Below are 25,882 nucleotides of genomic sequence, written 5' to 3'. Positions count from 1 at the left end.
AATAATAATTAATATGTAAAAGGAAATGAAATGAGCAATTCTGAAACACCTGAAACACCTGAAACATCTGAAACATCTGAAACATCTGAAAACGAAAATACCACGTTAAGCAGTGACAGTGTAGAAACTGCAATAGACGAAACGGTTGATACGGCTGAAATAATGGATACCACTGAAAGTAATTTACTTTCGAATATCAAAGACTTAAAAGAATCTAACCCTAAAGTTTTTTTCGGCGCAATCGGTGGGGTTGTGGCGTTAATCGTTATTGCTATCATGATGATGTCAGGGGGCAGTAAAAAAATGCCACATACCTCGTTTAAAAGCCTTTCTGTTGGGCAAGAATATGTTTTAAAAGGGGCCAATAGTATGGAAGGGCAAAAATCAACGGTAAGTATGGTTGGTGCGCCTGGGGCTATTACGGCCTTTGATGATACGGTTGAAGAGGGTGATAAATCGGTCTGTAAGCAACAGCCTGAAGGAACCACTGTTAAAGTGATTAAACTTCAAGATTTTGCAGGAAAACAAGGGGCCTTTGCTCAGGTTGAAATATTAGCCGAAGGTGCTTGTCAAGGTAAAAAGGGTTGGATACTTTCAATTGATATTGATTAAAATAAAGGGTTGACAAGAAATTACTTTAACGTCATAATGACTGGATAAATTGAAATGCGGGAATAGCTCAGTGGTAGAGCACAACCTTGCCAAGGTTGGGGTCGCGAGTTCGAATCTCGTTTCCCGCTCCAGAATTTTAAAAAGCCGCGATCTTCGCGGCTTTTTTATTAATCCTATAAGGGCTGCGTAGCAAAGTGGTTATGCAGTGGCCTGCAAAGCCATCTACACCAGTTCGATTCTGGTCGCAGCCTCCATTTATTTAAACCGTTTGGAAATTTCTTATTTCCCCCCCTCTCATGGTTTAAAATCTCTATTTATACGTTTCTAAATTTCATTCAAAGCGATTTTTTTGTTAGCATTTCGATTATTGATGCTTACCTTAATTTATTATGCTTAATATTATCTGGTGTTTATTTTTCATCATCGCCTTTATCGTTGCACTTTACAAGTGGCTCATTTTAGGTGATTCGCACGTTTTTGCTGAAATAATGAATGCGATGTTCAGCTTATCTAAGACGGCGTTTGAAATTTCATTAGGCTTAACAGGCGTATTGGCTTTATGGCTAGGAATTATGAAAATTGGAGAACGCTGTGGATTTATCCAATTATTAACCCGTGGTTTAACCCCCTTATTTAAACGGTTAATGCCCGATATTCCTGAAAATCACCCTGCTTTAGGGGCCATCGTGATGAATATTTCAGCGAATGCGCTCGGTTTGGACAATGCTGCAACTCCGTTTGGAATTAAAGCCATGCAAGCGTTACAATCACTCAACCCAACACCTGATACCGCAAGCGATTCACAGATCTTATTTTTAGTGATTAATACCTCAGCGGTCACCTTATTCCCCGTAGCTATTTTCACTTATCGCGCCCAATTAGGGGCGGCAAATCCAACCGATGTTTTTATCCCTCTATTGATAGCGACGTATACTTCAACGTTAGTCGGATTAGTGGCCGTCGCGGGAATACAAAAAATAAATTTATGGGATAAAGTCATCGCAAGTTATTTTTTGGGTTTTAGTGCCTTGATTGCATTGCTGGTTTATTATTTTTCACAACTAAGCCAAGCGGATATGCTGGCTCAGTCAGCATTAATCAGTAATGTCGTTTTATTTACCTTAGTCGTTGTTTTTATTTTAACGGCTATTTATAAACGGGTTAATGCTTACGACGCTTTTATTACGGGGGCTAAAGAAGGCTTTAATACCGCAATCACCATTATTCCCTACCTTGTCGCGATGCTCGTTGCGATAGGCGTGTTTCGTGCGAGTGGGGCATTAACGATTGTTGAGGAAGGGTTACGTTATTGGGTTCAATTAATCGGACTCGATGCCCGTTTTATTGATGCCATGCCAACCGCGTTAATGAAACCTTTCAGTGGAAGTGGCGCAAGAGCAATGATGATTGATACCATGAAAGAACACGGTGCGGACTCCTTTGCAGGGCATCTAGCTTCCATTGTTCAAGGCAGCACAGAAACCACTTTTTATGTTTTAGCGGTTTATTTTGGGGCGGTTGGCATTAAAAATATACGTCATGCTGCGGTATGTGGGGTCATCGCCGATATAGCAGGCATTATTACAGCTATAATGGTCGCCTATTGGTTTTTTGGTTAACGATAATCTTGTGCGTTATTTAAAATCCAAACTCATTTATTTTATTATTATCAGTCTCTTCAGTCTTTTATTGTTTGATCGCTTATTTCCAATCAGTCTACACGCCTCTCAACGGCACTATGCTCAAATTATTGTCGCAGAAGATGGCACTCCTTTACGTGCCTTTGCCGATAAACAAGGCATCTGGCGTTATCCCGTGACCTTAAAACAAGTTTCCCCACTTTATATTGAAGCCTTACTCAATTATGAAGATCGTTATTTTTGGGATCATTTTGGCGTTAATCCCTTTGCCTTAATACGGGCCAGTTTTCAATATCTTCAATACGGTAAAATCATCTCAGGCGGATCGACCTTAACCATGCAAGTGGCTCGTTTAATTATTCCGCGAAAACGAACTGTTATTGGAAAATTCTTACAAATATTACGCGCCTTACAATTAGAATGGCAGTACAGTAAGATCGAAATCTTAAACTATTATCTCAATCACGCCCCTTTTGGCGGCACCTTAGAAGGCGTACAAGCGGCCAGTTATATTTATTTAGGAAAATCCGCTTTAGAGTTAAGTCATGCCGAAGCTGCCTTATTAGCGGTTTTACCTCAAGCCCCTAGCCGTAATCGTCCTGATCGACATCCTAAAAAAGCACAGTTTGCGCGTGATAAAGTAATTAGACGCTTACAGGATTATCATGTTTGGACCAACGAGCAAGCCGAAGAAGCCATCATTGAAATAGTCTATGCACAACGTAATACGCCGCCTGTTATCGCGCCTTTGTTTGCACGACGTTTTAGAAAATTAGTCACCGATAATCAGCCCCTGATAACGACATTAGATTATGAAATGCAGCGAGGATTAGAAGATTTAGTGAGTAGTTATATTAAACGATTACCCCCTAAAACCTCCGCCGCTGTTTTAGTGGTTGAAAATGAAACCTTAGCGGTTAAAACCTACCTTGGTTCGGCTGATTTTAGCGATAATGAACGCTTTGGCCATGTCGATATGATTACCGCATTACGCTCACCTGGTTCAACTTTAAAGCCTTTTTTATATGGTTTGGCCTTAGATGAGGGCTTAATTCATTCAGAATCTTTATTGACCGATGCACCCATTACCTTAGAGGGTTATCGGCCCAAAAATTTTAGCCGTGGTTTCATCGGCCCTGTGAGTGTCAGTAATGCCTTAAAACGCTCGCTAAACGTCCCAGCTATCCAAGTGTTATATCATTTAGGAGCCGATAAATTTGTCAGTCAACTTAAAAACTCAGGTTTAAGGCTCCAGTTTGATTATCACGCAAAACCTAATTTATCCGTGATTTTAGGCGGGATAGGAACAACCTTAGAATCGTTGGTTTCCACTTACACTGCATTAGCCAATGAAGGGTTAACAGGACAACTGCGTTTTGTTAAACAACAACCCAAACAATCGCGTTATTTATTATCAAAAGGTTCGGCATGGATTATTCGTCAATTATTGCAAAATGAACATCAAAATAATAACCAATTAGCGTGGAAGACAGGAACGAGTTACGGGCATCGAGATTTTTGGAGTATCGGCGTTACGAACAAGTATACGATTGGAGTTTGGTTAGGACGACCTGATGGCACATCAACCGCAGGACATTATGGCGCACGTACTGCATCGCCATTATTATTTGAAATTGTCGAACGCTTGTTACCGCAACACACTTACTCGCCCCCGAAAAAACACCCTAAATCGGTAACGCAAGATTTTATATGCTGGCCACTCGGTAGTTTACAATCTGCCACACCGCCAGAATTGTGTCATGAAAAAAAACAGGCATGGTTATTAAATCAAACTGTCCCGAAAACACTTCCTGAGGTCAATACTAGTCGCTGGGAAACCAACCCCGTAAGCTTGCTTATCAATGTAAAAACAGGGCGTTTAGTGGATAGATCCTGTCAGGCAAAAAAAATTGCACGTAAAAGGGTCGCATTGTGGCCATTAGAAGTTGAACCGTGGATTCCCCCGAACCAACATCGCCGACAACAAATAGGCACGTATGATCTAAGCTGTGAACATCCGCCACAATTTCAACAAGGTGAGCTTAAAATAGAGGGTTTGGATAATCTAGCTAAATTACGTTCTGCGGGGGCAGCTAAAAATTTACCGACGGTGAAACTTGAAACAACAGGGGCGCAAGGGATCGTTTATTGGTTTATTAACGGTAAACTGCTTTATAAAGTTCATCCAGAGAAACATTTAAAGCATCAATTTCAAAAAACAGGACGTTATCAAATTGCGGTGAGTGATGAAATGGGGAAGATCGCGAGTATTCGTATTGAGGTGTTAAAAGGTGAATAAAAGGTTGTTTTTTGAAATTTAAAAGAAAAAATAGAGTTTTATTGGTAACATAGTTTATACATGAAAGTATTGAAAATCAATACTTCGGACAGTTTTAAAAAAGATAGCGGTCTTAATTCTATAAGACATTGATTTTAAAGGGTTTTATATTTACGAGATGTGTTGGTAAATTCTTTTTTAAATCAATGTGTTACAAAAACTGTCCGAACTATTGGAAAATACAGAATAAAATATTAAAAGGTTTATTTTGCGTCTTGATGTGTAATTAGGTATGAGTTATTAAAATTTGCTTGAAACTATTGGAGTTAGCGATTATGTTACATTTACTCAATATTAAAAAAGAGGGGGGCTTTCAAAATACGACTATTGATCAGAATGAAAAGGAGGATCTTTTTTTAATGGCAAATTTTCGAGAAAAACCTACAGGATTACCTATGGTCATTTGGGTAAGCGAGAGAGGTAATACCAAACATGCGCCTAGAATTAAAGTAAGTACTAATAATAATGATAAAATGATTGAAGGTCAGACCGTCTCTGTTTCAATTACTGAGCCACCTGAAATAATGGCTGAGTTTGGTTTAAGAAGTAAAGACTTACAATTAGTTATAAAGTTTATTGAGCTAAACCGATCACTTTTATTGGATTATTGGGATAGTAAAATAGATACGACTGATTGGCTACCAACTTAAGACGGGACAAAATAAAGAACTAACTGCGATATTCTTGTATCATAGGTTAATGACTAAAAAAACAGAACAACACAGAAAATACGCGCAGCTAGTCACGCAATTATCGCTGAAATTACAACAACAGGCAAGCAAACTGTTCGTAACTTAGCTTCAATTGTTGGTCGCTCAAAAAGCAGTGTGCATCGTCATCGTCAAGCGCAAACAAAGCGAAATCGACATCCTGAATCATCATTATGGGAAACCGAGGCAGGTAGTTCTTGGCAAAGATTAATGGTGTTTTCCGCCTTGTATGTCTTTGGATTAAAGGCAGGCGTAGGTGCAGAGACTTTATCGCTGTTTTTTAAAATGATACGGATTGACACCCATGTGGGCGTATCACCCGACGCACTGCGGACTCAAATCAATAAAATGGAAGTCTTATTGCCGCAGTTTCAGCAAGAATGCGAAAAAGTGTGAAAAAACAAACACGTAAAGTTGTTGCTGGGCTGGATGAGACTTTTTTCGGCAACTTTATGATTTTAGTTTTAATGGACTTACGTTCTGGCTATCTTTTGTTGGAAGATATTAGCGATGATAGGTGCTACGATACTTGGTATAAAAAGGTTTCGCCACGATTAGAATCATTAGGCATTGAGGTTAATCATGCGATTAGTGATCGCGCTAAGGCGTTGATAAAAATGGCAGTGACGGGGTTTAAGTGCGAATCGGGGGCAGATATTTTTCATGCTCAACAAGATATGAGTCGCTGGTTAGGCGCGAAAATCGGCAGGCGTGCAGCAAGGGCTGAAAAACAGCGGCAAGCAGCGCAAACCGCAGAGTCTACTGTTTCTAAAACGGCAACGATGCAGAAAATTATTGGACTTAAAACAACACGGATAACGGCTGAAAAAGAGCTTGAAGAAGCCAAAAAAATACAAACAGATTATCACGAAAACTTACAAGGGATTGCGGATGAAGTTCATCCTTTTTCACTCAATGATAGTCGTAGAAACGATGCGGAACAGGTTGAGAAGTTGCTAGAGTTAAGAGCGCGAGCCTTTGAAAAAATAGCGGAAAAACAAGGGATTAACGATCATAAAGGCGTGATGAAAAAGTTTCGTAATCAAATAAAACCGTTAGCGGTATCCATCAGTTTTTGGTGGCTTTGGGTACGCGAAACCTTGCAAAATTTGGGGCTTGATGCGGATACCGAATATTGGTTGACCACAACATTATTACCCGTTGTTTATTGGAATCAGAAAATGGAACAAACTAAAAGCCGCAGGTCAAAGGAAAACTATCGAAAAGCTTGGGAAACCGCGTCTGATAAGCTCAAATCAGACCCATTTAGTGCAAAGTTATCAATCAGTGAAATGCAGCGATGGCTAACATTGGCGGAGCATATGGCAAGGCAGTTTCAACGCAGTTCATCTGCGGTGGAAGGGCGAAATGGCTGTTTATCGCAAATGTATCGCAATGGGCGAGGTTTGAATAAAAAGCGATTAAACGCGTTGACGGTCATTCATAACTACGGAATCAAACGTGAGGATGGCACAACCGCCGCCATGCGTTTATTTGATACCGAGTTTCCAGACTTGTTTTCATGGCTACTGAATGAAATGGGCGAGTTACCGCTTCCTAGAAATAGTCGAAAGCGTGTGTTTTCTAACCCTTTGAAATTGCTGGATGTCCCGTCTTAAATTGGTAGCCGACTGATTTAGTGCTTGATCTTAAGAAAATTACTTAAAAATATTTAATAATGAATGTTTTTATAAAATAAATAATAATAGCAATGCACTGTTGCTTTTATCCTTTTACATAAAATTTGGAAAAAATTACATGACTAGAATCGTTGATATTAAAGCGAGAGAAATTCTTGATTCACGCGGAAACCCAACTATTGAAGCCGATGTTATCTTAGCTTCTGGACATATCGGTAGTGCGATGGTTCCTTCAGGTGCATCAACAGGTGAACGTGAAGCGATTGAATTGCGTGATGGCGATAAAAGTCGCTATTTAGGTAAAGGTGTTTTAACAGCGGTTAATAACATTAATACTGAAATTCGTGATGCTGTTATCGGTATGGATTCAGCCGATCAAGCGGCGATTGATCAAAAAATGATTGATTTAGATGGCACTGAAAACAAAGGACGTTTAGGCGCAAATGCTATATTGGGCGTGTCTATGGCCGTTGCTCATGCACAAGCAAAAGATGCGAATATTCCTTTATATCGTTCTTTAAATACCAGTGGTAAATTTGTATTACCTGTGCCGATGATGAATATCATCAATGGCGGTTCACATGCGGATAACAGCGTTGATTTACAAGAATTCATGATTCTACCTGTTGGCGCACCAACTTTTCGTGAAGCGATTCGTTATGGCGCAGAAGTTTTTCATAATTTAGCGAAAGTTTTAAAATCAAAAGGCTTGGCAACGACAGTGGGTGATGAAGGGGGTTTTGCACCTAACCTTTCTTCAAATGAAGAAGCCATTAGCGTTATTTTAGAAGCGATTGAATTAGCGGGCTATAAAGCGGGCGAAGATATTTATTTAGGGATGGATGCAGCGGCTTCTGAGTATTACAAAGACGGTCGTTATGTCTTGGCTGCTGAAGGAAAAAGCTTAACGTCGGAAGAAATGACGGACTTCTTTGTTGATTGGGTTGAAAAGTACCCAATTATCTCAATTGAAGATGGTTTAGATGAAAATGATTGGGACGGTTGGAAAATTCATACTGAAAAATTGGGTGATAAAATTCAATTAGTCGGGGATGATTTATTCGTAACGAACCCTAAAATTTTGAAAGAAGGTATTGAAAAAGATATTGCTAACTCTATCTTAATTAAAGTGAATCAAATCGGGACGTTAACTGAAACTTTAGAAGCTATCAGTACTGCGTCTGCTGCGGGTTATAGCGCAGTTGTTTCACATCGTTCCGGTGAAACTGAAGATACCACCATTGCTGATTTAGTGGTTGCTACAGGCACAGGACAAATCAAAACAGGTTCATTAAGCCGTTCTGATCGTATTGCAAAATACAATCGTTTAATGAAAATTGAAGATGAGTTAGGCGATGACGCAAGCTATGCAGGTCGTAGCGCATTTAGAATGCTTAACTAGTTTTAACCGTTAAAGCTTTGTTTTATTAGGACACAAAAAACATTTAGATTAAATGGGGTTTGTGTCCTTTCTCGTTTTAAGGAGAGCGTTATCAAATTTTTTCTAGTCGGCATTATTACGGTATTCATTATGCTGTTACAAACCCGTCTATGGTACGGCGATGGGAGTATCACACAGGTCTATGAGTATCAGGAACAATTAGACGCGCTTAAAAAGGAAGAATTAAAAAATAAAGAGCGCAATGAAATTCTTTATGGTGAGGTGTTGAATTTAAGAAGTGGAACGGAAGCCTTGGAAGAACGCGCTCGGCATGAGCTAGGGATGATTAAGAAAAATGAAACGTTTTTTCAGATTATTGAGTGATTTTTAACGGTAAAAAATAAGGTTATGAGATTAAAGTTAGAAAATATTGGGATGATTTCTCATGCGGATATTAGGCTAGATGGGCTAACCATTATTGCGGGTGAAAATGACACGGGGAAAAGTACCGTTGGTAAACTTATTTTTTCTTTGATTAATGCTTTAAATCGTTGTGAGGGTGATTTTAATAAAAATAAGGATATACAGAGTTTAGAGCTTATAGAAAATATTTATTTTCAATTAAGAAAAATTTATAACTTTGATAAAAATAAAGAATTACAAATAGAATTTAATCCAAAAAAATTCTTTAGTGAAATAAAAATAAACAAAGGAGCCGAAACTCAATTATTCGAAAAAAAAATTAATTTATTAAAAAAAGAAAAGGACGCTAAAGTAATAGAGAATCTTGAATCACTAAAGATAATTTTTCAAAAAAACATAGAACAAAATACAATTATAAAAACAGCCTTAACTTATGTCCTTAATTCTGAATTTTATTTTGATTTAAGTCCTAAAAATTCAGATATTACTTCTTTAATTAGTTTGTCAGAAGGATTAAATGATATATTAAATATTAAGATTAATAATAAAATAAATGCACTTAAACTTTATGATACCTTACTGTTTAATGATGTTACTTTTATTAGACTTGTTCTTCTAAATAAAATATATTAAAATCAATTGCTTATATATACTTGATAACATTCACAATCAGTTGATACAGCCTAATAAATAAACTTTAAATTAAATTATTAAAAATAATAAATAAGCTTTATAATAAATTTCTATAAAAAATAAAAATCAAAGTATAACATGAAAATAAAAGAAATTTTACCAAGAATTTATGATGATAGACAGTTAAGAGCTTTAACAGGATTAAAAACAGAACATTTTATTTTACTATTATCTCTATTTGAAAAGACCCTTATTGAAGATCAAAAAGAAAAACATGAAAATAAAGAAAGAAAATACGGTAGTGGTTTAGATAGCACATTAAAAACACCCGCAGACAAATTATTATTTATATTAAATTATATGAAGTGCTATTCTACTTTCGATCACTTAGGGTTTTCTTTTAATATGAATAAATCATGCGCCCATACTCATGTATACAAATTATTTCCAATTTTAATAAAGACGTTAGATATATTTAATGTTTTACCTGCAACAAGTTTTTCAACCCCTGAAGAAATGCAGCAGGCTTTTGGCGGAGTTCAAACATTGATAATAGATGCTACAGAGCGTGCTGTACAACGCCCTAGTGACTATGAAGAACAAAATGAATTTTACAGTGGTAAAAAAAACAGCATACAATTAAAAATACCACTATAGCTTCTTTAGGTCATTTAATTTTATATATTGGGGTTAGTTTTCCAGGTAAAAATCATGATTATGGAATGTTTAAAAAAGAATTTAATCCAGAATTAAATTGGTTTAGTAATTTTAATATATTTATTGATTTAGGTTATTTGGGGTTTAATAATGAATATAAAACTAATTCGGTAAATATTCCTCATAAAAAACCAAATAAATCTAAGCATAATCCAAACCCAACATTAACTGAAAAACAAAAAAAAGAAAACAAAGAGATGAGTCGTGAAAGAGTCATTGTTGAGCATGTAATCGGTGGAATGAAAAGATATAGATGCCTAGTTGACAAGTTTAGAAATAAAAAAAGAAGGTGTAAAAGATTTATTTTCTTTTTTAGCGGCTATCCTATGGAATTTTAACATGATATATTAACTTCTTCTTAAAGAACAAGTCTATTGAAACCCCTATTTTTTTACAGATGTATAATTTAATTAGTTCAGCCTTTTCTTTAATTGAAATACTCTACGATAAAAATAAATTAGAACGTCCAAAAATAACATTACACAATAAAGATTTACTTTTAAAGCTAGAAAGTTTTTCATATCATAAATCAAATTTATCAGAGAAAGATAGAAAAATAATTAAAGATATACTTAGCATAACAAACGGAAATGGATTTTCCTTTGAAAAAGATAAAAAGGATTTTTATTTTAATAAAGATGATAACACGCAGTTTAAGTCTATTAATACAGCAACAGGCTTAAAGTCATTTGGTATTATTCAATTACTTATTCAGGCTAATGTTTTGAGTGAAAGAAGCTTACTCATTATTAGACTTGTTCTTTAAGAAGAAGTTAATATATCATGTTAAAATTCCATAGGATAGCCGCTAAAAAAAGAAAATAAATCTTTTACACCTTCTTTTTTATTTCTAAACTTGTCAACTAGGCATCTATATCTTTTCATTCCACCGATTACATGCTCAACAATGACTCTTTCACGACTCATCTCTTTGTTTTCTTTTTTTTGTTTTTCAGTTAATGTTGGGTTTGGATTATGCTTAGATTTATTTGGTTTTTTATGAGGAATATTTACCGAATTAGTTTTATATTCATTATTAAACCCCAAATAACCTAAATCAATAAATATATTAAAATTACTAAACCAATTTAATTCTGGATTAAATTCTTTTTTAAACATTCCATAATCATGATTTTTACCTGGAAAACTAACCCCAATATATAAAATTAAATGACCTAAAGAAGCTATAGTGGTATTTTTAATTGTATGCTGTTTTTTTTACCACTGTAAAATTCATTTTGTTCTTCATAGTCACTAGGGCGTTGTACAGCACGCTCTGTAGCATCTATTATCAATGTTTGAACTCCGCCAAAAGCCTGCTGCATTTCTTCAGGGGTTGAAAAACTTGTTGCAGGTAAAACATTAAATATATCTAACGTCTTTATTAAAATTGGAAATAATTTGTATACATGAGTATGGGCGCATGATTTATTCATATTAAAAGAAAACCCTAAGTGATCGAAAGTAGAATAACACTTCATATAATTTAATATAAATAATAATTTGTCTGCGGGTGTTTTTAATGTGCTATCTAAACCACTACCGTATTTTCTTTCTTTATTTTCATGTTTTTCTTTTTGATCTTCAATAAGGGTCTTTTCAAATAGAGATAATAGTAAAATAAAATGTTCTGTTTTTAATCCTGTTAAAGCTCTTAACTGTCTATCATCATAAATTCTTGGTAAAATTTCTTTTATTTTCATGTTATACTTTGATTTTTATTTTTTATAGAAATTTATTATAAAGCTTATTTATTATTTTTAATAATTTAATTTAAAGTTTATTTATTAGGCTGTATCAACTGATTGTGAATGTTATCAAGTATATATAAGCAATTGATTTTAATATATTTTATTTAGAAGAACAAGTCTATTGATGAACCTGAAATCCATCTACATCCTAAATGGCAAGTGGAGTATGCTAAATTAATTGTTGCTTTAGTAAAAAATGATATTCCTGTTTTAATTACTTCACACAGCCCTGAAATAATACAAGCAATAGATGTCTTTAGTAAAGAATATGGCATTCAGGATAAAACCGCGTATTATTTAACAGAAAGTGATGGAATTAGTTCTGAGATTAATGATGTCACTAATGATATTAATAAAATATTTGCTAAATTGGCTGAACCTTTACATAACCTAGTTTGGGGATAACTAGCAATGCTTGAAAAATTAATAAAGAAGGGTATTGAGAAGGAATTTTTTAAATTAAGTGAACTAGGACAATTGAAAAGTAGTTGTTGTCCTAATTCAAGATTATTTGTAATTGATTATGATAAAGCTAAAGAAAAAATAATTTATGAAGAGAAGGATAAAGAATTACAAGAACCAAAATCTGCTGATGCACTTAAAATATTACCTGAATTAAATCGTGTGGACTTTATAGAATTAAAAGGTTTTAAGCTTTTTTTTAAGTATGATAAAGGAAAGAATTTTGATGAAAAAATAAAATCTTTCAATCTGGAAAGAAAAATAATTGATAGTCTTTTTGTTTTGAAATGTATTATTCAAAACAATACGCTTCATTTTACCAACGAAGAAAAGCAAGAATACCATAATGCTGAAAAAAATTATTTTATCGTTGTTGATATTGAGCGACCTAAAAAACCGATAGAAGACAGATTAATTTCACTAATATTTTTATCTTTAAAAAAAACTGTCAATAATATTCCAACTTCTTCTCTTGATAAACTCAATAAATCTAAATTATTTACTTGCACTGAAATAGACAATTACTATCAACAGCTGCTTAATGAAAAAAAGTGAAATGGTTTTATGAAAATAAATAAAATTGAAATAGAAAAAATTAACAAATTCTAAACACGTTAAATCCTTTAATCAACCATAGATAGACCATTCAACAAGTTATTTTTTGTTATATACAGCGTAAATTTTTCCGTTTAAACTCCATATTATTAAAAGCCCATTTCAATGAACTCTCCTGCTCCAATTAATCGTTTATTCAGTGTTGCCCCTATGCTTGACTGGACAGATCGTCACTGTCGTTTTTTTTACCGACTGATGTCACAACAAACCCTACTGTATACTGAAATGGTCACAACAGGGGCCTTAATTCATGGGAATTATCATCGACATTTGCACTTTAACTCTGAAGAATCGCCTTTAGCCTTACAACTCGGTGGCTCTAATCCAATTGATTTAGCGCAGTGTGCCAAAATGGGCGAAGATTATGGCTACGATGAAATTAATTTGAATGTAGGGTGTCCTAGTGACCGTGTTCAGAATGGTTTGTTTGGCGCGTGTTTAATGGCAAAACCGCACTTAGTTGCCGAGTGTGTTGCCGCAATGCGGCAAGCTGTTTCTATTCCTGTCACTGTAAAATCACGCATTGGCATTGATAATCAAGACTCGTATGAAGAGTTACAGTATTTTATTGAAACGGTTGCTAAAGCAGACTGTCAAACCTTTATTATTCATGCACGTAAAGCATGGTTACAAGGGCTATCGCCTAAACAAAATCGCGATATTCCACCTTTACGTTATGACCTTGTTTATCAACTTAAACATGATTTCCCCGATTTAGACATTATTTTAAATGGTGGGGTCACGCAATTAGAAATCGCTAACGATCATCTACAACATGTGGATGGCGTTATGCTCGGTCGTGAAATTTATCAACGCCCCTTTTTATTAACCGATGTTGATGAAGTTATATTCAAACACCCTAAAAATAATAAAACGCGCGAACAAATAGTTGAGGATTTAATTCCCTATGTACAACAACAACTCAAACTAGGGACGCGACTTCATAGTATTTCGCGGCATATTTTAGGTTTATTTCATGGTGAAAAGGGGGCTAAAAATTGGCGGCGTTATTTGAGTGAGCAAGGAACACAAACAGGAGCGAGTGAACATGTCTTACGAGAGGCATTAAAATTTACTCGTTGACAATGGTATACTAGCCCCCATTATTTTTTATTTTTTGAGGATATTATGGAAGCGTATTTTTCTAAAATTATTGAAGCAGTCGGTGAAGATCTCAATCGTGAGGGACTTGTTGATACACCAAAACGAGCAGCAAAAGCCTTTAAGTTTTTAAACAATGGTTATGAAAAAAACCTAGAAGATGTTTTAAATGGAGCTATTTTTCAAGCAGATACAGAGGATATGGTGATTGTAAAGGATATAGAACTCTATTCTTTATGTGAGCATCATTTACTGCCATTCATTGGTAAATGTCATATTGGGTATTTACCGAATGGCAAAGTCATTGGATTATCTAAAATGGCGCGTGTGGTTGATATGTATGCCCGTCGTTTACAAATTCAAGAAAAATTAACCAAAGAAATTGCCAATGCGATTGAAAAAGTCACGGGTGCGCGTGGAGTTGCGGTGGTGGTTGAAGCCAAGCATTTATGTATGATGATGCGGGGGGTTGAAAAACAAAACTCAGTGATGACCACCTCGGTGATGACGGGTGTTTTTAGAGAAGAAATTAGTACTCGTGCTGAATTTTTAAATTTAATTAACCGTAAATAATGGAAAAGAAGACTAAAATCGGGGTGTTATTAGTCAATCTCGGTTCACCTGCCTCCACAAAAACGTCGGATGTTAGGCGTTTTTTAAAAAAGTTTTTAGGTGATCGGCGGGTGGTTAATATCCCACGCCCTATTTGGTGGCTTATTTTAAACGGTTTTATTTTACCTTTTAGACCTCGAAAATCAGCAAAAGCGTATAAAAAGATCTGGCAGAAAGCAGGATCTCCCTTAGTTTTATTGACCAAATCCTTAGCTGAAAAGGTCGCCTTGAGGTTTTCAAATACGCAGTGGCAGGTGGATTATGCCATGAGTTACAGTGAACCTGCGATTGAAAAAAAATTAACGGAATTTAAACCAGACTGTGATGAAATTATTGTCATTCCTTTATACCCTCAATATTCATCAACCACGACAGCCTCAGTTTATGATGAAGTGGGTCGCGTTTTAGGAACATGGCGACATATTCCTTCTTTACGCTTTGTTAGTGATTATCACCAGCATCCGCTTTATATTAAAGCCATTGCCCATTCCGTACAGAAATTTTGGAAAAAAGATCGAAGTGATTTATTGTTGATGTCTTTTCATGGGTTACCTCAAAAACTAACGGAATGGGGCGATCCTTATTTTCATCAGTGTCAAACCAGTGCGCAATTAATTGTTGATGAATTAGGGTTAAAACCATCCGAATGGAAATTAGTGTTTCAATCACGTTTTGGAAAAGCGGAGTGGTTAAAACCCTATTGTATTGAAGTATTAAAAGAGCTTCCGACTCAGGGCATTAAAACGATTGATGTTATATGCCCTGGTTTTGCAGCGGATTGTCTTGAGACTTTAGAAGAAATTGCCATGACCAATAAAGCTATTTTTATGGACGCAGGTGGCGAAAAGTACCACTATATTGCAGCCCTTAATGACAGCCAAAAACAGGTTGATTTAATGGTGGATATTATTAATTCGTAAGTTTTTTGGCTCGCAAGGAAAATTTATAAAGGATAAGAAGGGCTAATGACGCTCCAAAGGTATCAGCAACCCAGTCCTTTATATCCGCGTGACGACCGTCAATAAAGGATTGATGCCACTCATCGGTCAGGCCATAAGCACTACAAAAAATAATGGAAAGGCTGATAATCCAAATAGGCTGCCGTAAAAAATGGCGTAGCGCACGCCAAGTAAGCATGGCCATAATAAAATAAGCCGTTGCATGATGTAGTTTATCTTGATGAGAAAATAACATCGGTACAGGAAGTGCAGGTTGGTGTGATAACCAAAAAATTAAGCCACAGTAAAAAGTCAGTCCGATAAAATCGAATAGTTTAATCATCGTCATTTTTAAAAAACTGTTGAACGGTTATCACATCATTTTTAATTTGTTGTTTAAGTGCGTTTAACGAGTCAAAACGCATTTCATTCCTAATTTTCTTTTTAAAATGTACGTTGACATAAGCCCCGTAGATTTCTTGATTAAAATTAAATAAATGGGTTTCTAAAATAATTTTAGATCCGCCATCGACGGTTGGGCGGGTTCCGACATTGGCGATGCCTTGAATATCACGCGTTCCTATCCCTGACATGGTTATTGCAAACACACCACTGATGGGCGTATTTTTTCTCAATAGCTGAATATTTGCGGTTGGAAAGCCAATCGTTCGCCCTCGTTTATGACCGTGTGCGACCCGTCCACAAATCGAATAATCACGTCCTAATAATTGTTTAGCGAGTTTTAAATCGCCTTTTCCTAGGGTATCGCGAATGAGAGTACTGCTAATGCGCATTCCGATTTTTTGATAAGGCTGAGTATTTTCAACTTCAAATCCTAATTCACGTCCTTTCTCTTTGAGTAACGCAAAATTACCTTGGCGTGCTTTACCAAAATGAAAATCATCGCCGATGACTAAATGGTTAACATTAAGGGTTTCAACCAGTAATTTTTGAATGAAGGTATTGGCATCATAGTCCGCAAGACGACGATTAAACGGTAAGATTAATAGGTCATCAATGGGTAATTGTTTGAATTGCAGTACTTTTTCACGTAAGCGCATTAAGCGTGACGGGGCGTTATCGCCTAAAAAATATTCTAAGGGTTGGGGTTCAAAAATTAGAACGACGACGGGAAGTTTTAAGCGTTGTCCTTGCTTAACCAGTTTATCAATAACAGCCTGATGACCTAGATGTAAGCCATCAAAATTACCAATGGTAAGAACACAGCCCTCGTTTAAAGGCTCTAGGTGGGTTAATCCTCTAATTACACGCATTAATCAACGTCAATAATAAAATTGCTTATTGTACGCGGATTCAAAGGCTAACGATACGTTGCTTAGGAATAAGCATTTAATAACATTAGAAATTTATGGTAGGCTCGGTAGGGTGATAGCGAAACCCAGCAGAGTGTTGCAAAAATCTGGGTTTTCGTAATCTGCAACTCACCTTACGAGTTATCTTATTTTTTGCGCGCTACCTGAGTGGATGCTTAATAAATGTTAAGATAACATGAGTCATCGACCCTGCTTTGTTGTTTGTACCTTTCTTTGGAAATTGATAGGCATGATTGCGTTTCTTAGGTAACTCGTAATAAATAATATAGCAGCAATTCCCGCTCCCACAAAAATATCTATAAATATCAATCAGATAAGAAAATCGTGATTGCATGAAATGTAAGTGAAATATTATTAGATGACGCATTTATATCATATAATAGTTTAAATAGATTTTTAATTTAAAAATAAAAGGAAAAATAATATGCTGTCATTAGACTTGTTCTTTAAGAAGAAGTTAATATATCATGTTAAAATTCCATAGGATAGCCGCTAAAAAAGAAAATAAATCTTTTACACCTTCTTTTTTATTTCTAAACTTGTCAACTAGGCATCTATATCTTTTCATTCCACCGATTACATGCTCAACAATGACTCTTTCACGACTCATCTCTTTGTTTTCTTTTTTTTGATTTTCTGTTAATGTTGGGCTACCAATTTAAGACGGGACATCCAGCAATTTCAAAGGGTTAGAAAACACACGCTTTCGACTATTTCTAGGAAGCGGTAACTCGCCCATTTCATTCAGTAGCCATGAAAACAAGTCTGGAAACTCGGTATCAAATAAACGCATGGCGGCGGTTGTGCCATCCTCACGTTTGATTCCGTAGTTATGAATGACCGTCAACGCGTTTAATCGCTTTTTATTCAAACCTCGCCCATTGCGATACATTTGCGATAAACAGCCATTTCGCCCTTCCACCGCAGATGAACTGCGTTGAAACTGCCTTGCCATATGCTCCGCCAATGTTAGCCATCGCTGCATTTCACTGATTGATAACTTTGCACTAAATGGGTCTGATTTGAGCTTATCAGACGCGGTTTCCCAAGCTTTTCGATAGTTTTCCTTTGACCTGCGGCTTTTAGTTTGTTCCATTTTCTGATGCCAATAAACAACGGGTAATAATGTTGTGGTCAACCAATATTCGGTATCCGCATCAAGCCCCAAATTTTGCAAGGTTTCGCGTACCCAAAGCCACCAAAAACTGATGGATACCGCTAACGGTTTTATTTGATTACGAAACTTTTTCATCACGCCTTTATGATCGTTAATCCCTTGTTTTTCCGCTATTTTTTCAAAGGCTCGCGCTCTTAACTCTAGCAACTTCTCAACCTGTTCCGCATCGTTTCTACGACTATCATTGAGTGAAAAAGGATGAACTTCATCCGCAATCCCTTGTAAGTTTTCGTGATAATCTGTTTGTATTTTTTTGGCTTCTTCAAGCTCTTTTTCAGCCGTTATCCGTGTTGTTTTAAGTCCAATAATTTTCTGCATCGTTGCCGTTTTAGAAACAGTAGACTCTGCGGTTTGCGCTGCTTGCCGCTGTTTTTCAGCCCTTGCTGCACGCCTGCCGATTTTCGCGCCTAACCAGCGACTCATATCTTGTTGAGCATGAAAAATATCTGCCCCCGATTCGCACTTAAACCCCGTCACTGCCATTTTTATCAACGCCTTAGCGCGATCACTAATCGCATGATTAACCTCAATGCCTAATGATTCTAATCGTGGCGAAACCTTTTTATACCAAGTATCGTAGCACCTATCATCGCTAATATCTTCCAACAAAAGATAGCCAGAACGTAAGTCCATTAAAACTAAAATCATAAAGTTGCCGAAAAAAGTCTCATCCAGCCCAGCAACAACTTTACGTGTTTGTTTTTTCACACTTTTTCGCATTCTTGCTGAAACTACGGCAATAAGACTTCCATTTTATTGATTTGAGTCCGCAGTGCGTCGGGTGATACGCCCACATGGGTGTCAATCCGTATCATTTTAAAAACAGCGATAAAGTCTCTGCACCTACGCCTGCCTTTAATCCAAAGACATACAAGGCGGAAAACACCATTAATCTTTGCCAAGAACTACCTGCCTCGGTTTCCCATAATGATGATTCAGGATGTCGATTTCGCTTTGTTTGCGCTTGACGATGACGATGCACACTGCTTTTTGAGCGACCAACAATTGAAGCTAAGTTACGAACAGTTTGCTTGCCTGTTGTTGTAATTTCAGCGATAATTGCGTGACTAGCTGCGCGTATTTTCTGTGTTGTTCTGTTTTTTTAGTCATTAACCTATGATACAAGAATATCGCAGTTAGTTCTTTATTTTGTCCCGTCTTAAGTTGGTAGCCTAATGTTGGGTTTGGATTATGCTTAGATTTATTTGGTTTTTTATGAGGAATATTTACCGAATTAGTTTTATATTCATTATTAAACCCCAAATAACCTAAATCAATAAATATATTAAAATTACTAAACCAATTTAATTCTGGATTAAATTCTTTTTTAAACATTCCATAATCATGATTTTTACCTGGAAAACTAACCCCAATATATAAAATTAAATGACCTAAAGAAGCTATAGTGGTATTTTTAATTGTATGCTGTTTTTTTTACCACTGTAAAATTCATTTTGTTCTTCATAGTCACTAGGGCGTTGTACAGCACGCTCTGTAGCATCTATTATCAATGTTTGAACTCCGCCAAAAGCCTGCTGCATTTCTTCAGGGGTTGAAAAACTTGTTGCAGGTAAAACATTAAATATATCTAACGTCTTTATTAAAATTGGAAATAATTTGTATACATGAGTATGGGCGCATGATTTATTCATATTAAAAGAAAACCCTAAGTGATCGAAAGTAGAATAGCACTTCATATAATTTAATATAAATAATAATTTGTCTGCGGGTTTTTTTAATGTGCTATCTAAACCACTACCGTATTTTCTTTCTTTATTTTCATGTTTTTCTTTTTGATCTTCAATAAGGGTCTTTTCAAATAGAGATAATAGTAAAATAAAATGTTCTGTTTTTAATCCTGTTAAAGCTCTTAACTGTCTATCATCATAAATTCTTGGTAAAATTTCTTTTATTTTCATGTTATACTTTGATTTTTATTTTTTATAGAAATTTATTATAAAGCTTATTTATTATTTTTAATAATTTAATTTAAAGTTTATTTATTAGGCTGTATCAACTGATTGTGAATGTTATCAAGTATATATAAGCAATTGATTTTAATATATTTTATTTAGAAGAACAAGTCTAATTTCTAAAGATTTGTCAATTCCAAATCTGCTGACTATAGTACGTTCTATTTTTTCGGCTATTCCTGAACATCAAAAAAAAAATATCCGTATCTCTTTATCAGATGTACTCATGTCTGCATTAGCCATGTTTTTATTAAAACATTCATCATTGTTACAATTTGATGAAGAGCGTAATGAAGAAATAATAAAGCAAAACTTAAAAAATCTTTTTGGAATTAATAATACGCCTTGTGACACACAAATGCGCGATAGATTAGATCCAATAAACCCATTAGAATTACGTCCTGCATTTGTATCAATAGACTTGTTCTTCTAAATAAAATATATTAAAATCAATTGCTTATATATACTTGATAACACTCACAATCAGTTGATACAGCCTAATAAATAAACTTTAAATTAAATTATTAAAAATAATAAATAAGCTTTATAATAAATTTCTATAAAAAATAAAAATCAAAGTATAACATGAAAATAAAAGAAATTTTACCAAGAATTTATGATGATAGACAGTTAAGAGCTTTAACAGGATTAAAAACAGAACATTTTATTTTACTATTATCTCTATTTGAAAAGACCCTTATTGAAGATCAAAAAGAAAAACATGAAAATAAAGAAAGAAAATACGGTAGTGGTTTAGATAGCACATTAAAAACACCCGCAGACAAATTATTATTTATATTAAATTATATGAAGTGTTATTCTACTTTCGATCACTTAGGGTTTTCTTTTAATATGAATAAATCATGCGCCCATACTCATGTATACAAATTATTTCCAATTTTAATAAAGACGTTAGATATATTTAATGTTTTACCTGCAACAAGTTTTTCAACCCCTGAAGAAATGCAGCAGGCTTTTGGCGGAGTTCAAACATTGATAATAGATGCTACAGAGCGTGCTGTACAACGCCCTAGTGACTATGAAGAACAAAATGAATTTTACAGTGGTAAAAAAAACAGCATACAATTAAAAATACCACTATAGGTATCCACTTTAAATTTCAGGGTAAAACAAATATCAGACCTGCAAACTTTGCGCTTTTTGAGCGATAAGATTCGCCATAGACGGCATTTTGAATTCACCACTAACTCGGTCATAAACATAATCATAAAAACTCACGGCTAGTTTTTTAGCCGTTTCAGCAAGACTCATAAAACTGTCTTTGATTTTCGTGCCTTTCTCATTTCGAGTCTGGAAGCTTATGTCTCGCGCACGCGCTTGTCTTCTTGCGCCGAGTTCGGCTGCATTGTTATGTAATGGTAATTTCGGAAGTTCCAAAACTCGCAATAATTCGGTCTTTTTCGCCAGTGTTTTGGCGATGCGATCATTGAGGTCTTCATAATCGCTTGTGGTTGCAAACAATTCATCAAATCGCGTTAACAACCATGCCTTTTTATCGGGGCAGGGATTTTTTTGATAGTTAAGCAACTCCTTATAATACTCCCAATAGTGCCCTCGAAAATCGGCTAATGCTTGCTGATGTATTTCCAGAATTGGACGGAGTTTTTGTAGTGGCGAGCATCGTGAACCCAGCATAACCCCAAATGTTCCGTCAGTAATTTGAATTGCGGCGCATCGTCTGCAAGCAAGGTTTCAATAACAGGAAAATCCGTTTGTTGCTGATAATAGACAATGGCGCAAGCTTCGGTGACATGCGTTGCCTGTCTTACGCCTAAGGTATTTAAGATCGCTAAGTGCAACTTAAATTGCGCTTCATTCATCACTGTATTGACAGGTATTTGAGCATCAACTTTTGCCCGCGCTTTATCAGCTAACTTGAACTCGTCAAGCAAGGATTGAGCTTGTTGATTGTAGATATAATGGCGTGGCGCATAGTCGGTCAGCACGTCCAGAACCGATAAACGGTCTTTGTTTTTAGTGGTGAAATAAGCGGTAAACAAGTCGTTGCAGACCACCTGACAATAGTGGTTATCACCATTGACTCGCGCACTGGTATCATCAATCTGTCCATAATCACTGTTGAGAATGCCGCTGCGATAAAGCTCGCTTTTTCCTGATGCGCCCAGTCATAACCGCCTGTCCATTGCTGAGAAACATAAGTCGGCGACACCACAATGCCAATATTTTCAAAAAAACCGACCATGGGTTTTTCGGTCACGCCCATCATCTTAAGCATGGGAATCAAGCTACGAATTCCAATACCAAATTCGCCCTGACCTCGAACGCCTTCAGGCAATTGGGCGCGGTAATACTTATTTTCAGAAGGTGAATAAAAAATCTCACGGAGATACTTAATATTATTGGTTTTGATGACAATGTCTTGAATCACCACTTCCGCAAAGCCTTTAGATACTAAGTCGCTAGGCAAGCCAGTTTTGTCGAGTAGGCATTTTAGCGTTTGGTCGATTTTAACTCGTGGGATCTTGGGTTTACGGCGGCGTTTTTTCTTATCCGAGTCCGTATTTTCAGTGTCGTTATTAGTTTCTTTTTGCGCGTCAACTTGTGCTTTTTACGTTCGTCTTCGGATGAAATATCATCACTCTTATTATTTTTATTGGGTTTGATATCAGGCTTTCCCTGCTCACCTTTCAAGCGATTAACCTCGTCACGAAGTTGCTGTAATTCAGTTTCTAAAGACAATTTATCACTGGCTAAGCGTTCAATAAGATTGAATATTTTTTTGACAATATCCTGCGCTTCGCTACTTTCAATTTGAGCGATTTCTTGATAAATGGCGTTAGTTTCAGCCTGTAGGTCGTGGATATTCAAAGTATGTAAATGTTCGTTCTTTTATGATATGTTGTCAAATCTATTTTAGAAATTTTATCTTTACCCTGAGATTTAAAGTAGATACCACTATAGCTTCTTTAGGTCATTTAATTTTATATATTGGGGTTAGTTTTCCAGGTAAAAATCATGATTATGGAATGTTTAAAAAAAGAATTTAATCCAGAATTAAATTGGTTTAGTAATTTTAATATATTTATTGATTTAGGTTATTTGGGGTTTAATAATGAATATAAAACTAATTCGGTAAATATTCCTCATAAAAAACCAAATAAATCTAAGCATAATCCAAACCCAACATTAACTGAAAATCAAAAAAAAAGAAAACAAAGAGATGAGTCGTGAAAGAGTCATTGTTGAGCATGTAATCGGTGGAATGAAAAGATATAGATGCCTAGTTGACAAGTTTAGAAATAAAAAAGAAGGTGTAAAAGATTTATTTTCTTTTTTAGCGGCTATCCTATGGAATTTTAACATGATATATTAACTTCTTCTTAAAGAACAAGTCTATTATTTGATAAAGGGTATTTTTTTAAAAATCTGCCGCTAAACGAAAATAGTAAAAACCACCACCATAACCATAAGGCGCACGGATTAATAAATCTCCATCATCTGTTTCACGTTCTGGATTCGTATTAAATAAATTATGAACGCCAATAGCAATATTAAAATTCTGGTGAATTTGATATGATAAATCTATATCAGCTAACCATTGACTATTTGGTCGCTGTCCTTCTTGAGAAAAAGCCCCTGATTTAATTAATTTAAGCATACTATCAAAATTTCCTCTTTTGTAATGCGCCATTAAAATTAAGCTATCATTAGGCTGACCTAATTCTAAACGCTCTCTATCTATTTCACTAAATACAAGAGCTGCACCATTACTGCCAAAGATAGCTGGCACGCGAACTTCTCCTATCGCTTTATTTTTATTATAGTGATAAGCTGCGGTTAATTTTAATTCTCCTTGTTGCTGAAAATCTAACTTATAATTTGCACGTAAATCATAGCCTTGAGTTTCTGTATCAAGTGCATTAAGAAAAGAACGAATAGCAAATATATCGCTAGATTTTAAAAAATCTCCTATTGCTGGTGAATTAAATCCCCCTATATCTCCTGATAATACGATTCTATCAGTAATTTTAGTATAAAAATAATCCGCAGTTAATGAAAAATTAGTTATCGGCTCAAAAACAAGTCCTATAGTAAAATGTTGAGATTTTTCAGGTTTTAATGGACTACCATTAATTTTTTTAGAAAATTGCGAGTTTCTTGAAATTGTTGCAACAGTAACAATTGACTCATCCACCTCAAGCGACGAGTTGGTATTAAAAAAAGACTGCTGTAATGATGGCGCTCTAAATCCTGAACTCACCGATCCACGTAATAACAGGCTATCAACGACTTGATAACCCAATGAAAACTTACCATTTAAAGTCGAGCCAAAATCACTGTAATATTCATATCTACCTGCAAGACCTAGGGATAATTTATCAAAAAATTGGGTGTTTAAATCAATATAGGCAGCAAAATTATGCCGATCTTCGTTTATTTCATTAATATTACCAAAACCTGGAAACCCTTGCGCGCCTGCCACCTCCTTTTGCCCAAAATTAGGTCCATCTAAAATAGGAACGTTACCCTGAATAAATGCACTTTCATCACCGGCATTAATGGCAAAAGTTTCATAACGCCATTCTAACCCTGCTGCTATTTTAAGCGGTTGTTTAAACCACCAATCAAAGTTTTTAAAGACATCTAAACTTGTAGTATGTTGCCTTGTTCTTAAATCTCCTGCATCAAATGAAGTTGGGCTATTAGAACCTAAAGAAGTATTCAGTGAGTTGTTAACATCATAATGGATATAGTTACCACCCGCAGTATGACTAAAATCCCAATTGAAGCCAGTCGAAGTTTCCCCTTTAGCTCCTATTGTTGCCGAATAATCAAATATTTTCGGGGCAATTAAAGGTAAGAAACCATTCGGATAAATACTTCTTACATTTCTATTATCTAAAGGTCGCCTATAATCAGCTCCTGATTCACTTTCACGGTAATTAGTTGTTCCATAAAAATATAGGATAATATCATCTGATAACGGTAACTCTGAGTTAAGCGCGAATAAAAAGTCTTGCGTATCGGGGTCGCCTCTTAATACATTTCTTTGGGGGGGATTATTATTTCTAAAATCTCCTTCAAAATATTGTTGCCGCGTATCAATAGCAGCCCTATTAAGAGGGTTACGATCCCTAAATTCAGCAGTAATATCAATAAACCCATCTAAAGGTAAAGTAATACCGTAATGTAAATCTGTCTGATAAAGCTCTCCGTCACCTTCGTAAGTTTGACCAATAGTAGTCGTTAAGCGGCGTTCTTCACCCCCTGATTTAAGAATAATATTAATGATTCCTGCAATTGCATCGGAACCATATTGAGCAGCCGCTCCATCTCTTAAAACTTCAACACGCTCTATAGAATGTAACGGAATCGTATTTAAGTCAACACCTGTTGACCCACGCCCTATGCTGTCATTAATATGTAAAATAGAGCTACTGTGAAAACGTTTACCATTAAGCAAAACCAGCACTTGGTCAGGTGCCATCCCCCTTAAAGTAAAAGGGCGAACATGATCTGTACCACCTTTAATACTCGCTCTGGGGAAATTAAATCCTGGAATAAAGCGTTGTAAAACCTTACTCAGTTCGGTATAACCTGAGTGTTCAATTTGCTCGGCAGTAACCACATCAATGGGGGTTTTGGATTTTAATAATTCGACCGCCTTACCTCGGCTACCAACCTTAGCCTCAGCATCAATTTCTTCGTTAAACAATGCCTCTAATGAGGTGTTATATAAATTTTCTGTTTCATTATCAACTACTTCTTTAGCAAAAACTTCTATAGTGAAAAAACATGGAGCTAATGAGAACAATACAAGTAGGAAGAATATCTTCATTAAA

Annotated in this window: 35 protein-coding genes and 2 tRNA genes; 23 read left to right on the top strand and 14 right to left on the bottom strand. The window is 35.6% G+C overall.

Annotation, left to right across the window (positions count from 1 at the left end; genetic code table 11):
- Positions 1–30 precede the first annotated feature (30 nt).
- The 14 genes from Q9M50_03125 (at position 31) to Q9M50_03060 (ending at position 10,860) form a co-directional block, all read left to right on the top strand.
- Complete coding sequence (locus Q9M50_03125) at positions 31–612, top strand: hypothetical protein (protein MDQ7089620.1); 582 nt, start codon at positions 31–33, stop codon at positions 610–612.
- 56 nt (positions 613–668) lie between these two features.
- Positions 669–743 (top strand) — tRNA-Gly (locus tag Q9M50_03120).
- A gap of 49 nt (positions 744–792) precedes the next feature.
- Positions 793–866 (top strand) — tRNA-Cys (locus tag Q9M50_03115).
- A gap of 135 nt (positions 867–1,001) precedes the next feature.
- Positions 1,002–2,231, top strand: a complete 1,230-nt coding sequence (locus Q9M50_03110; protein ID MDQ7089619.1) for a nucleoside recognition domain-containing protein — start codon at positions 1,002–1,004, stop codon at positions 2,229–2,231.
- Between the two features lie 10 nt (positions 2,232–2,241).
- Complete coding sequence (pbpC, locus tag Q9M50_03105; protein ID MDQ7089618.1) at positions 2,242–4,551, top strand: penicillin-binding protein 1C; 2,310 nt, start codon at positions 2,242–2,244, stop codon at positions 4,549–4,551.
- A 314-nt stretch (positions 4,552–4,865) separates the two neighbouring features.
- Positions 4,866–5,240 (top strand): hypothetical protein, encoded by a 375-nt coding sequence (locus Q9M50_03100; protein MDQ7089617.1) that lies wholly within the window; start codon positions 4,866–4,868, stop codon positions 5,238–5,240.
- Between the two features lie 177 nt (positions 5,241–5,417).
- A complete protein-coding gene (locus Q9M50_03095) occupies positions 5,418–5,696 on the top strand; it encodes a hypothetical protein (protein MDQ7089616.1) in 279 nt (92 codons plus the stop codon).
- Positions 5,693–6,919: a DUF6399 domain-containing protein gene (locus Q9M50_03090; protein ID MDQ7089615.1), complete on the top strand. Its 1,227-nt coding sequence runs from the start codon at positions 5,693–5,695 to the stop codon at positions 6,917–6,919. The genes Q9M50_03095 and Q9M50_03090 overlap by 4 nt, the downstream gene beginning before the upstream one ends.
- 139 nt (positions 6,920–7,058) lie before the next feature.
- Entirely contained in the window at positions 7,059–8,342 is a 1,284-nt protein-coding gene (gene eno, locus Q9M50_03085; GenBank protein MDQ7089614.1) for a phosphopyruvate hydratase, read from the top strand.
- Positions 8,343–8,471: 129 nt separating this feature from the next.
- Positions 8,472–8,705 (top strand): septum formation initiator family protein, encoded by a 234-nt coding sequence (locus tag Q9M50_03080; GenBank protein ID MDQ7089613.1) that lies wholly within the window; start codon positions 8,472–8,474, stop codon positions 8,703–8,705.
- A gap of 24 nt (positions 8,706–8,729) precedes the next feature.
- Positions 8,730–9,377: a hypothetical protein gene (locus tag Q9M50_03075; protein ID MDQ7089612.1), complete on the top strand. Its 648-nt coding sequence runs from the start codon at positions 8,730–8,732 to the stop codon at positions 9,375–9,377.
- A gap of 138 nt (positions 9,378–9,515) precedes the next feature.
- Positions 9,516–10,034, top strand: coding sequence for a transposase family protein (locus Q9M50_03070; protein ID MDQ7089611.1), 519 nt, complete (start codon positions 9,516–9,518; stop codon positions 10,032–10,034).
- Between the two features lie 26 nt (positions 10,035–10,060).
- On the top strand, positions 10,061–10,432 hold the full coding sequence (locus tag Q9M50_03065; GenBank protein ID MDQ7089610.1) for a transposase family protein: 372 nt from the start codon (positions 10,061–10,063) through the stop codon (positions 10,430–10,432).
- Positions 10,433–10,491: 59 nt separating this feature from the next.
- Positions 10,492–10,860, top strand: coding sequence for a hypothetical protein (locus Q9M50_03060; GenBank protein MDQ7089609.1), 369 nt, complete (start codon positions 10,492–10,494; stop codon positions 10,858–10,860).
- 20 nt (positions 10,861–10,880) lie between these two features.
- Here the strand turns inward: Q9M50_03060 and Q9M50_03055 are convergent, their stop codons facing one another.
- A complete protein-coding gene (locus Q9M50_03055; protein ID MDQ7089608.1) occupies positions 10,881–11,252 on the bottom strand; it encodes a transposase family protein in 372 nt (123 codons plus the stop codon).
- Between the two features lie 26 nt (positions 11,253–11,278).
- Complete coding sequence (locus Q9M50_03050; protein MDQ7089607.1) at positions 11,279–11,797, bottom strand: transposase family protein; 519 nt, start codon at positions 11,795–11,797, stop codon at positions 11,279–11,281.
- A 168-nt stretch (positions 11,798–11,965) separates the two neighbouring features.
- Between Q9M50_03050 and Q9M50_03045 the strand changes: the two genes are divergently transcribed.
- The 5 genes from Q9M50_03045 to hemH all read left to right on the top strand — a co-directional run bounded on the left by Q9M50_03045 (position 11,966) and on the right by hemH (position 15,555).
- On the top strand, positions 11,966–12,250 hold the full coding sequence (locus Q9M50_03045; GenBank protein ID MDQ7089606.1) for an AAA family ATPase: 285 nt from the start codon (positions 11,966–11,968) through the stop codon (positions 12,248–12,250).
- A gap of 6 nt (positions 12,251–12,256) precedes the next feature.
- Positions 12,257–12,862 (top strand): hypothetical protein, encoded by a 606-nt coding sequence (locus Q9M50_03040; GenBank protein MDQ7089605.1) that lies wholly within the window; start codon positions 12,257–12,259, stop codon positions 12,860–12,862.
- A 165-nt stretch (positions 12,863–13,027) separates the two neighbouring features.
- On the top strand, positions 13,028–14,005 hold the full coding sequence (gene dusA, locus Q9M50_03035; GenBank protein MDQ7089604.1) for a tRNA dihydrouridine(20/20a) synthase DusA: 978 nt from the start codon (positions 13,028–13,030) through the stop codon (positions 14,003–14,005).
- 45 nt (positions 14,006–14,050) lie between these two features.
- The gene (folE, locus tag Q9M50_03030; GenBank protein ID MDQ7089603.1) at positions 14,051–14,596 is read left to right on the top strand and encodes a GTP cyclohydrolase I FolE; all 546 of its coding nucleotides are present in this window, start codon (positions 14,051–14,053) and stop codon (positions 14,594–14,596) included.
- Positions 14,596–15,555, top strand: a complete 960-nt coding sequence (hemH, locus tag Q9M50_03025) for a ferrochelatase (protein MDQ7089602.1) — start codon at positions 14,596–14,598, stop codon at positions 15,553–15,555. Before folE ends, hemH begins: the two co-directional genes overlap by 1 nt.
- Here hemH and Q9M50_03020 read toward each other — a convergent pair.
- The 7 genes from Q9M50_03020 to Q9M50_02990 all read right to left on the bottom strand — a co-directional run bounded on the left by Q9M50_03020 (position 15,545) and on the right by Q9M50_02990 (position 20,003).
- Entirely contained in the window at positions 15,545–15,916 is a 372-nt protein-coding gene (locus tag Q9M50_03020) for a VanZ family protein (protein MDQ7089601.1), read from the bottom strand. The two genes, hemH and Q9M50_03020, sit on opposite strands and share 11 nt — an antisense overlap.
- The gene (gene ribF / locus Q9M50_03015) at positions 15,909–16,847 is read right to left on the bottom strand and encodes a bifunctional riboflavin kinase/FAD synthetase (protein ID MDQ7089600.1); all 939 of its coding nucleotides are present in this window, start codon (positions 16,845–16,847) and stop codon (positions 15,909–15,911) included. The genes Q9M50_03020 and ribF overlap by 8 nt, the downstream gene beginning before the upstream one ends.
- A gap of 517 nt (positions 16,848–17,364) precedes the next feature.
- On the bottom strand, positions 17,365–17,565 hold the full coding sequence (locus tag Q9M50_03010) for a transposase family protein (GenBank protein ID MDQ7089599.1): 201 nt from the start codon (positions 17,563–17,565) through the stop codon (positions 17,365–17,367).
- Positions 17,566–18,792, bottom strand: a complete 1,227-nt coding sequence (locus tag Q9M50_03005; protein MDQ7089598.1) for a DUF6399 domain-containing protein — start codon at positions 18,790–18,792, stop codon at positions 17,566–17,568.
- A gap of 103 nt (positions 18,793–18,895) precedes the next feature.
- Complete coding sequence (locus Q9M50_03000; GenBank protein ID MDQ7089597.1) at positions 18,896–19,066, bottom strand: hypothetical protein; 171 nt, start codon at positions 19,064–19,066, stop codon at positions 18,896–18,898.
- A 29-nt stretch (positions 19,067–19,095) separates the two neighbouring features.
- Positions 19,096–19,419 (bottom strand): hypothetical protein, encoded by a 324-nt coding sequence (locus Q9M50_02995; protein MDQ7089596.1) that lies wholly within the window; start codon positions 19,417–19,419, stop codon positions 19,096–19,098.
- A gap of 65 nt (positions 19,420–19,484) precedes the next feature.
- The gene (locus Q9M50_02990) at positions 19,485–20,003 is read right to left on the bottom strand and encodes a transposase family protein (GenBank protein ID MDQ7089595.1); all 519 of its coding nucleotides are present in this window, start codon (positions 20,001–20,003) and stop codon (positions 19,485–19,487) included.
- A gap of 181 nt (positions 20,004–20,184) precedes the next feature.
- Here Q9M50_02990 and Q9M50_02985 point away from each other — a divergent pair, with 181 nt between their 5' ends.
- Positions 20,185–20,490, top strand: coding sequence for a hypothetical protein (locus Q9M50_02985; GenBank protein ID MDQ7089594.1), 306 nt, complete (start codon positions 20,185–20,187; stop codon positions 20,488–20,490).
- A 152-nt stretch (positions 20,491–20,642) separates the two neighbouring features.
- Positions 20,643–21,161, top strand: a complete 519-nt coding sequence (locus Q9M50_02980) for a transposase family protein (GenBank protein ID MDQ7089593.1) — start codon at positions 20,643–20,645, stop codon at positions 21,159–21,161.
- A 33-nt stretch (positions 21,162–21,194) separates the two neighbouring features.
- On the opposite strand, the gene Q9M50_02975 is transcribed toward Q9M50_02980, so the two are convergent.
- Genes Q9M50_02975 through Q9M50_02960 form a run of 4 tightly spaced genes read right to left on the bottom strand, consistent with a single transcriptional unit; the run spans position 21,195 to position 22,907 of the window.
- Positions 21,195–21,713 (bottom strand): hypothetical protein, encoded by a 519-nt coding sequence (locus Q9M50_02975; protein ID MDQ7089592.1) that lies wholly within the window; start codon positions 21,711–21,713, stop codon positions 21,195–21,197.
- Complete coding sequence (locus Q9M50_02970; GenBank protein MDQ7089591.1) at positions 21,644–22,093, bottom strand: hypothetical protein; 450 nt, start codon at positions 22,091–22,093, stop codon at positions 21,644–21,646. Before Q9M50_02970 ends, Q9M50_02975 begins: the two co-directional genes overlap by 70 nt.
- Positions 22,018–22,506, bottom strand: coding sequence for a hypothetical protein (locus Q9M50_02965; protein ID MDQ7089590.1), 489 nt, complete (start codon positions 22,504–22,506; stop codon positions 22,018–22,020). The genes Q9M50_02970 and Q9M50_02965 overlap by 76 nt, the downstream gene beginning before the upstream one ends.
- Before the next feature lie 23 nt (positions 22,507–22,529).
- Entirely contained in the window at positions 22,530–22,907 is a 378-nt protein-coding gene (locus Q9M50_02960) for a hypothetical protein (GenBank protein MDQ7089589.1), read from the bottom strand.
- A 147-nt stretch (positions 22,908–23,054) separates the two neighbouring features.
- Here Q9M50_02960 and Q9M50_02955 point away from each other — a divergent pair, with 147 nt between their 5' ends.
- Positions 23,055–23,270 carry a hypothetical protein gene (locus tag Q9M50_02955; protein MDQ7089588.1) on the top strand — a complete coding sequence of 72 codons (216 nt, stop codon included), beginning with the start codon at positions 23,055–23,057 and terminating at the stop codon, positions 23,268–23,270.
- Positions 23,260–23,412, top strand: coding sequence for a hypothetical protein (locus tag Q9M50_02950; GenBank protein ID MDQ7089587.1), 153 nt, complete (start codon positions 23,260–23,262; stop codon positions 23,410–23,412). Before Q9M50_02955 ends, Q9M50_02950 begins: the two co-directional genes overlap by 11 nt.
- 45 nt (positions 23,413–23,457) lie before the next feature.
- On the opposite strand, the gene Q9M50_02945 is transcribed toward Q9M50_02950, so the two are convergent.
- Positions 23,458–25,878 (bottom strand): TonB-dependent receptor, encoded by a 2,421-nt coding sequence (locus Q9M50_02945; protein MDQ7089586.1) that lies wholly within the window; start codon positions 25,876–25,878, stop codon positions 23,458–23,460.
- Between the last annotated feature and the right edge of the window lie 4 nt (positions 25,879–25,882).

The sequence above is a fragment of the Methylococcales bacterium genome, assembly GCA_030949405.1.
GTDB lineage: Bacteria > Pseudomonadota > Gammaproteobacteria > Methylococcales > Methylomonadaceae > WTBX01.
The sequence above is the reverse complement of the archived record's forward strand: the minus strand, read 5'-3'. Positions and strand labels throughout refer to the sequence as shown.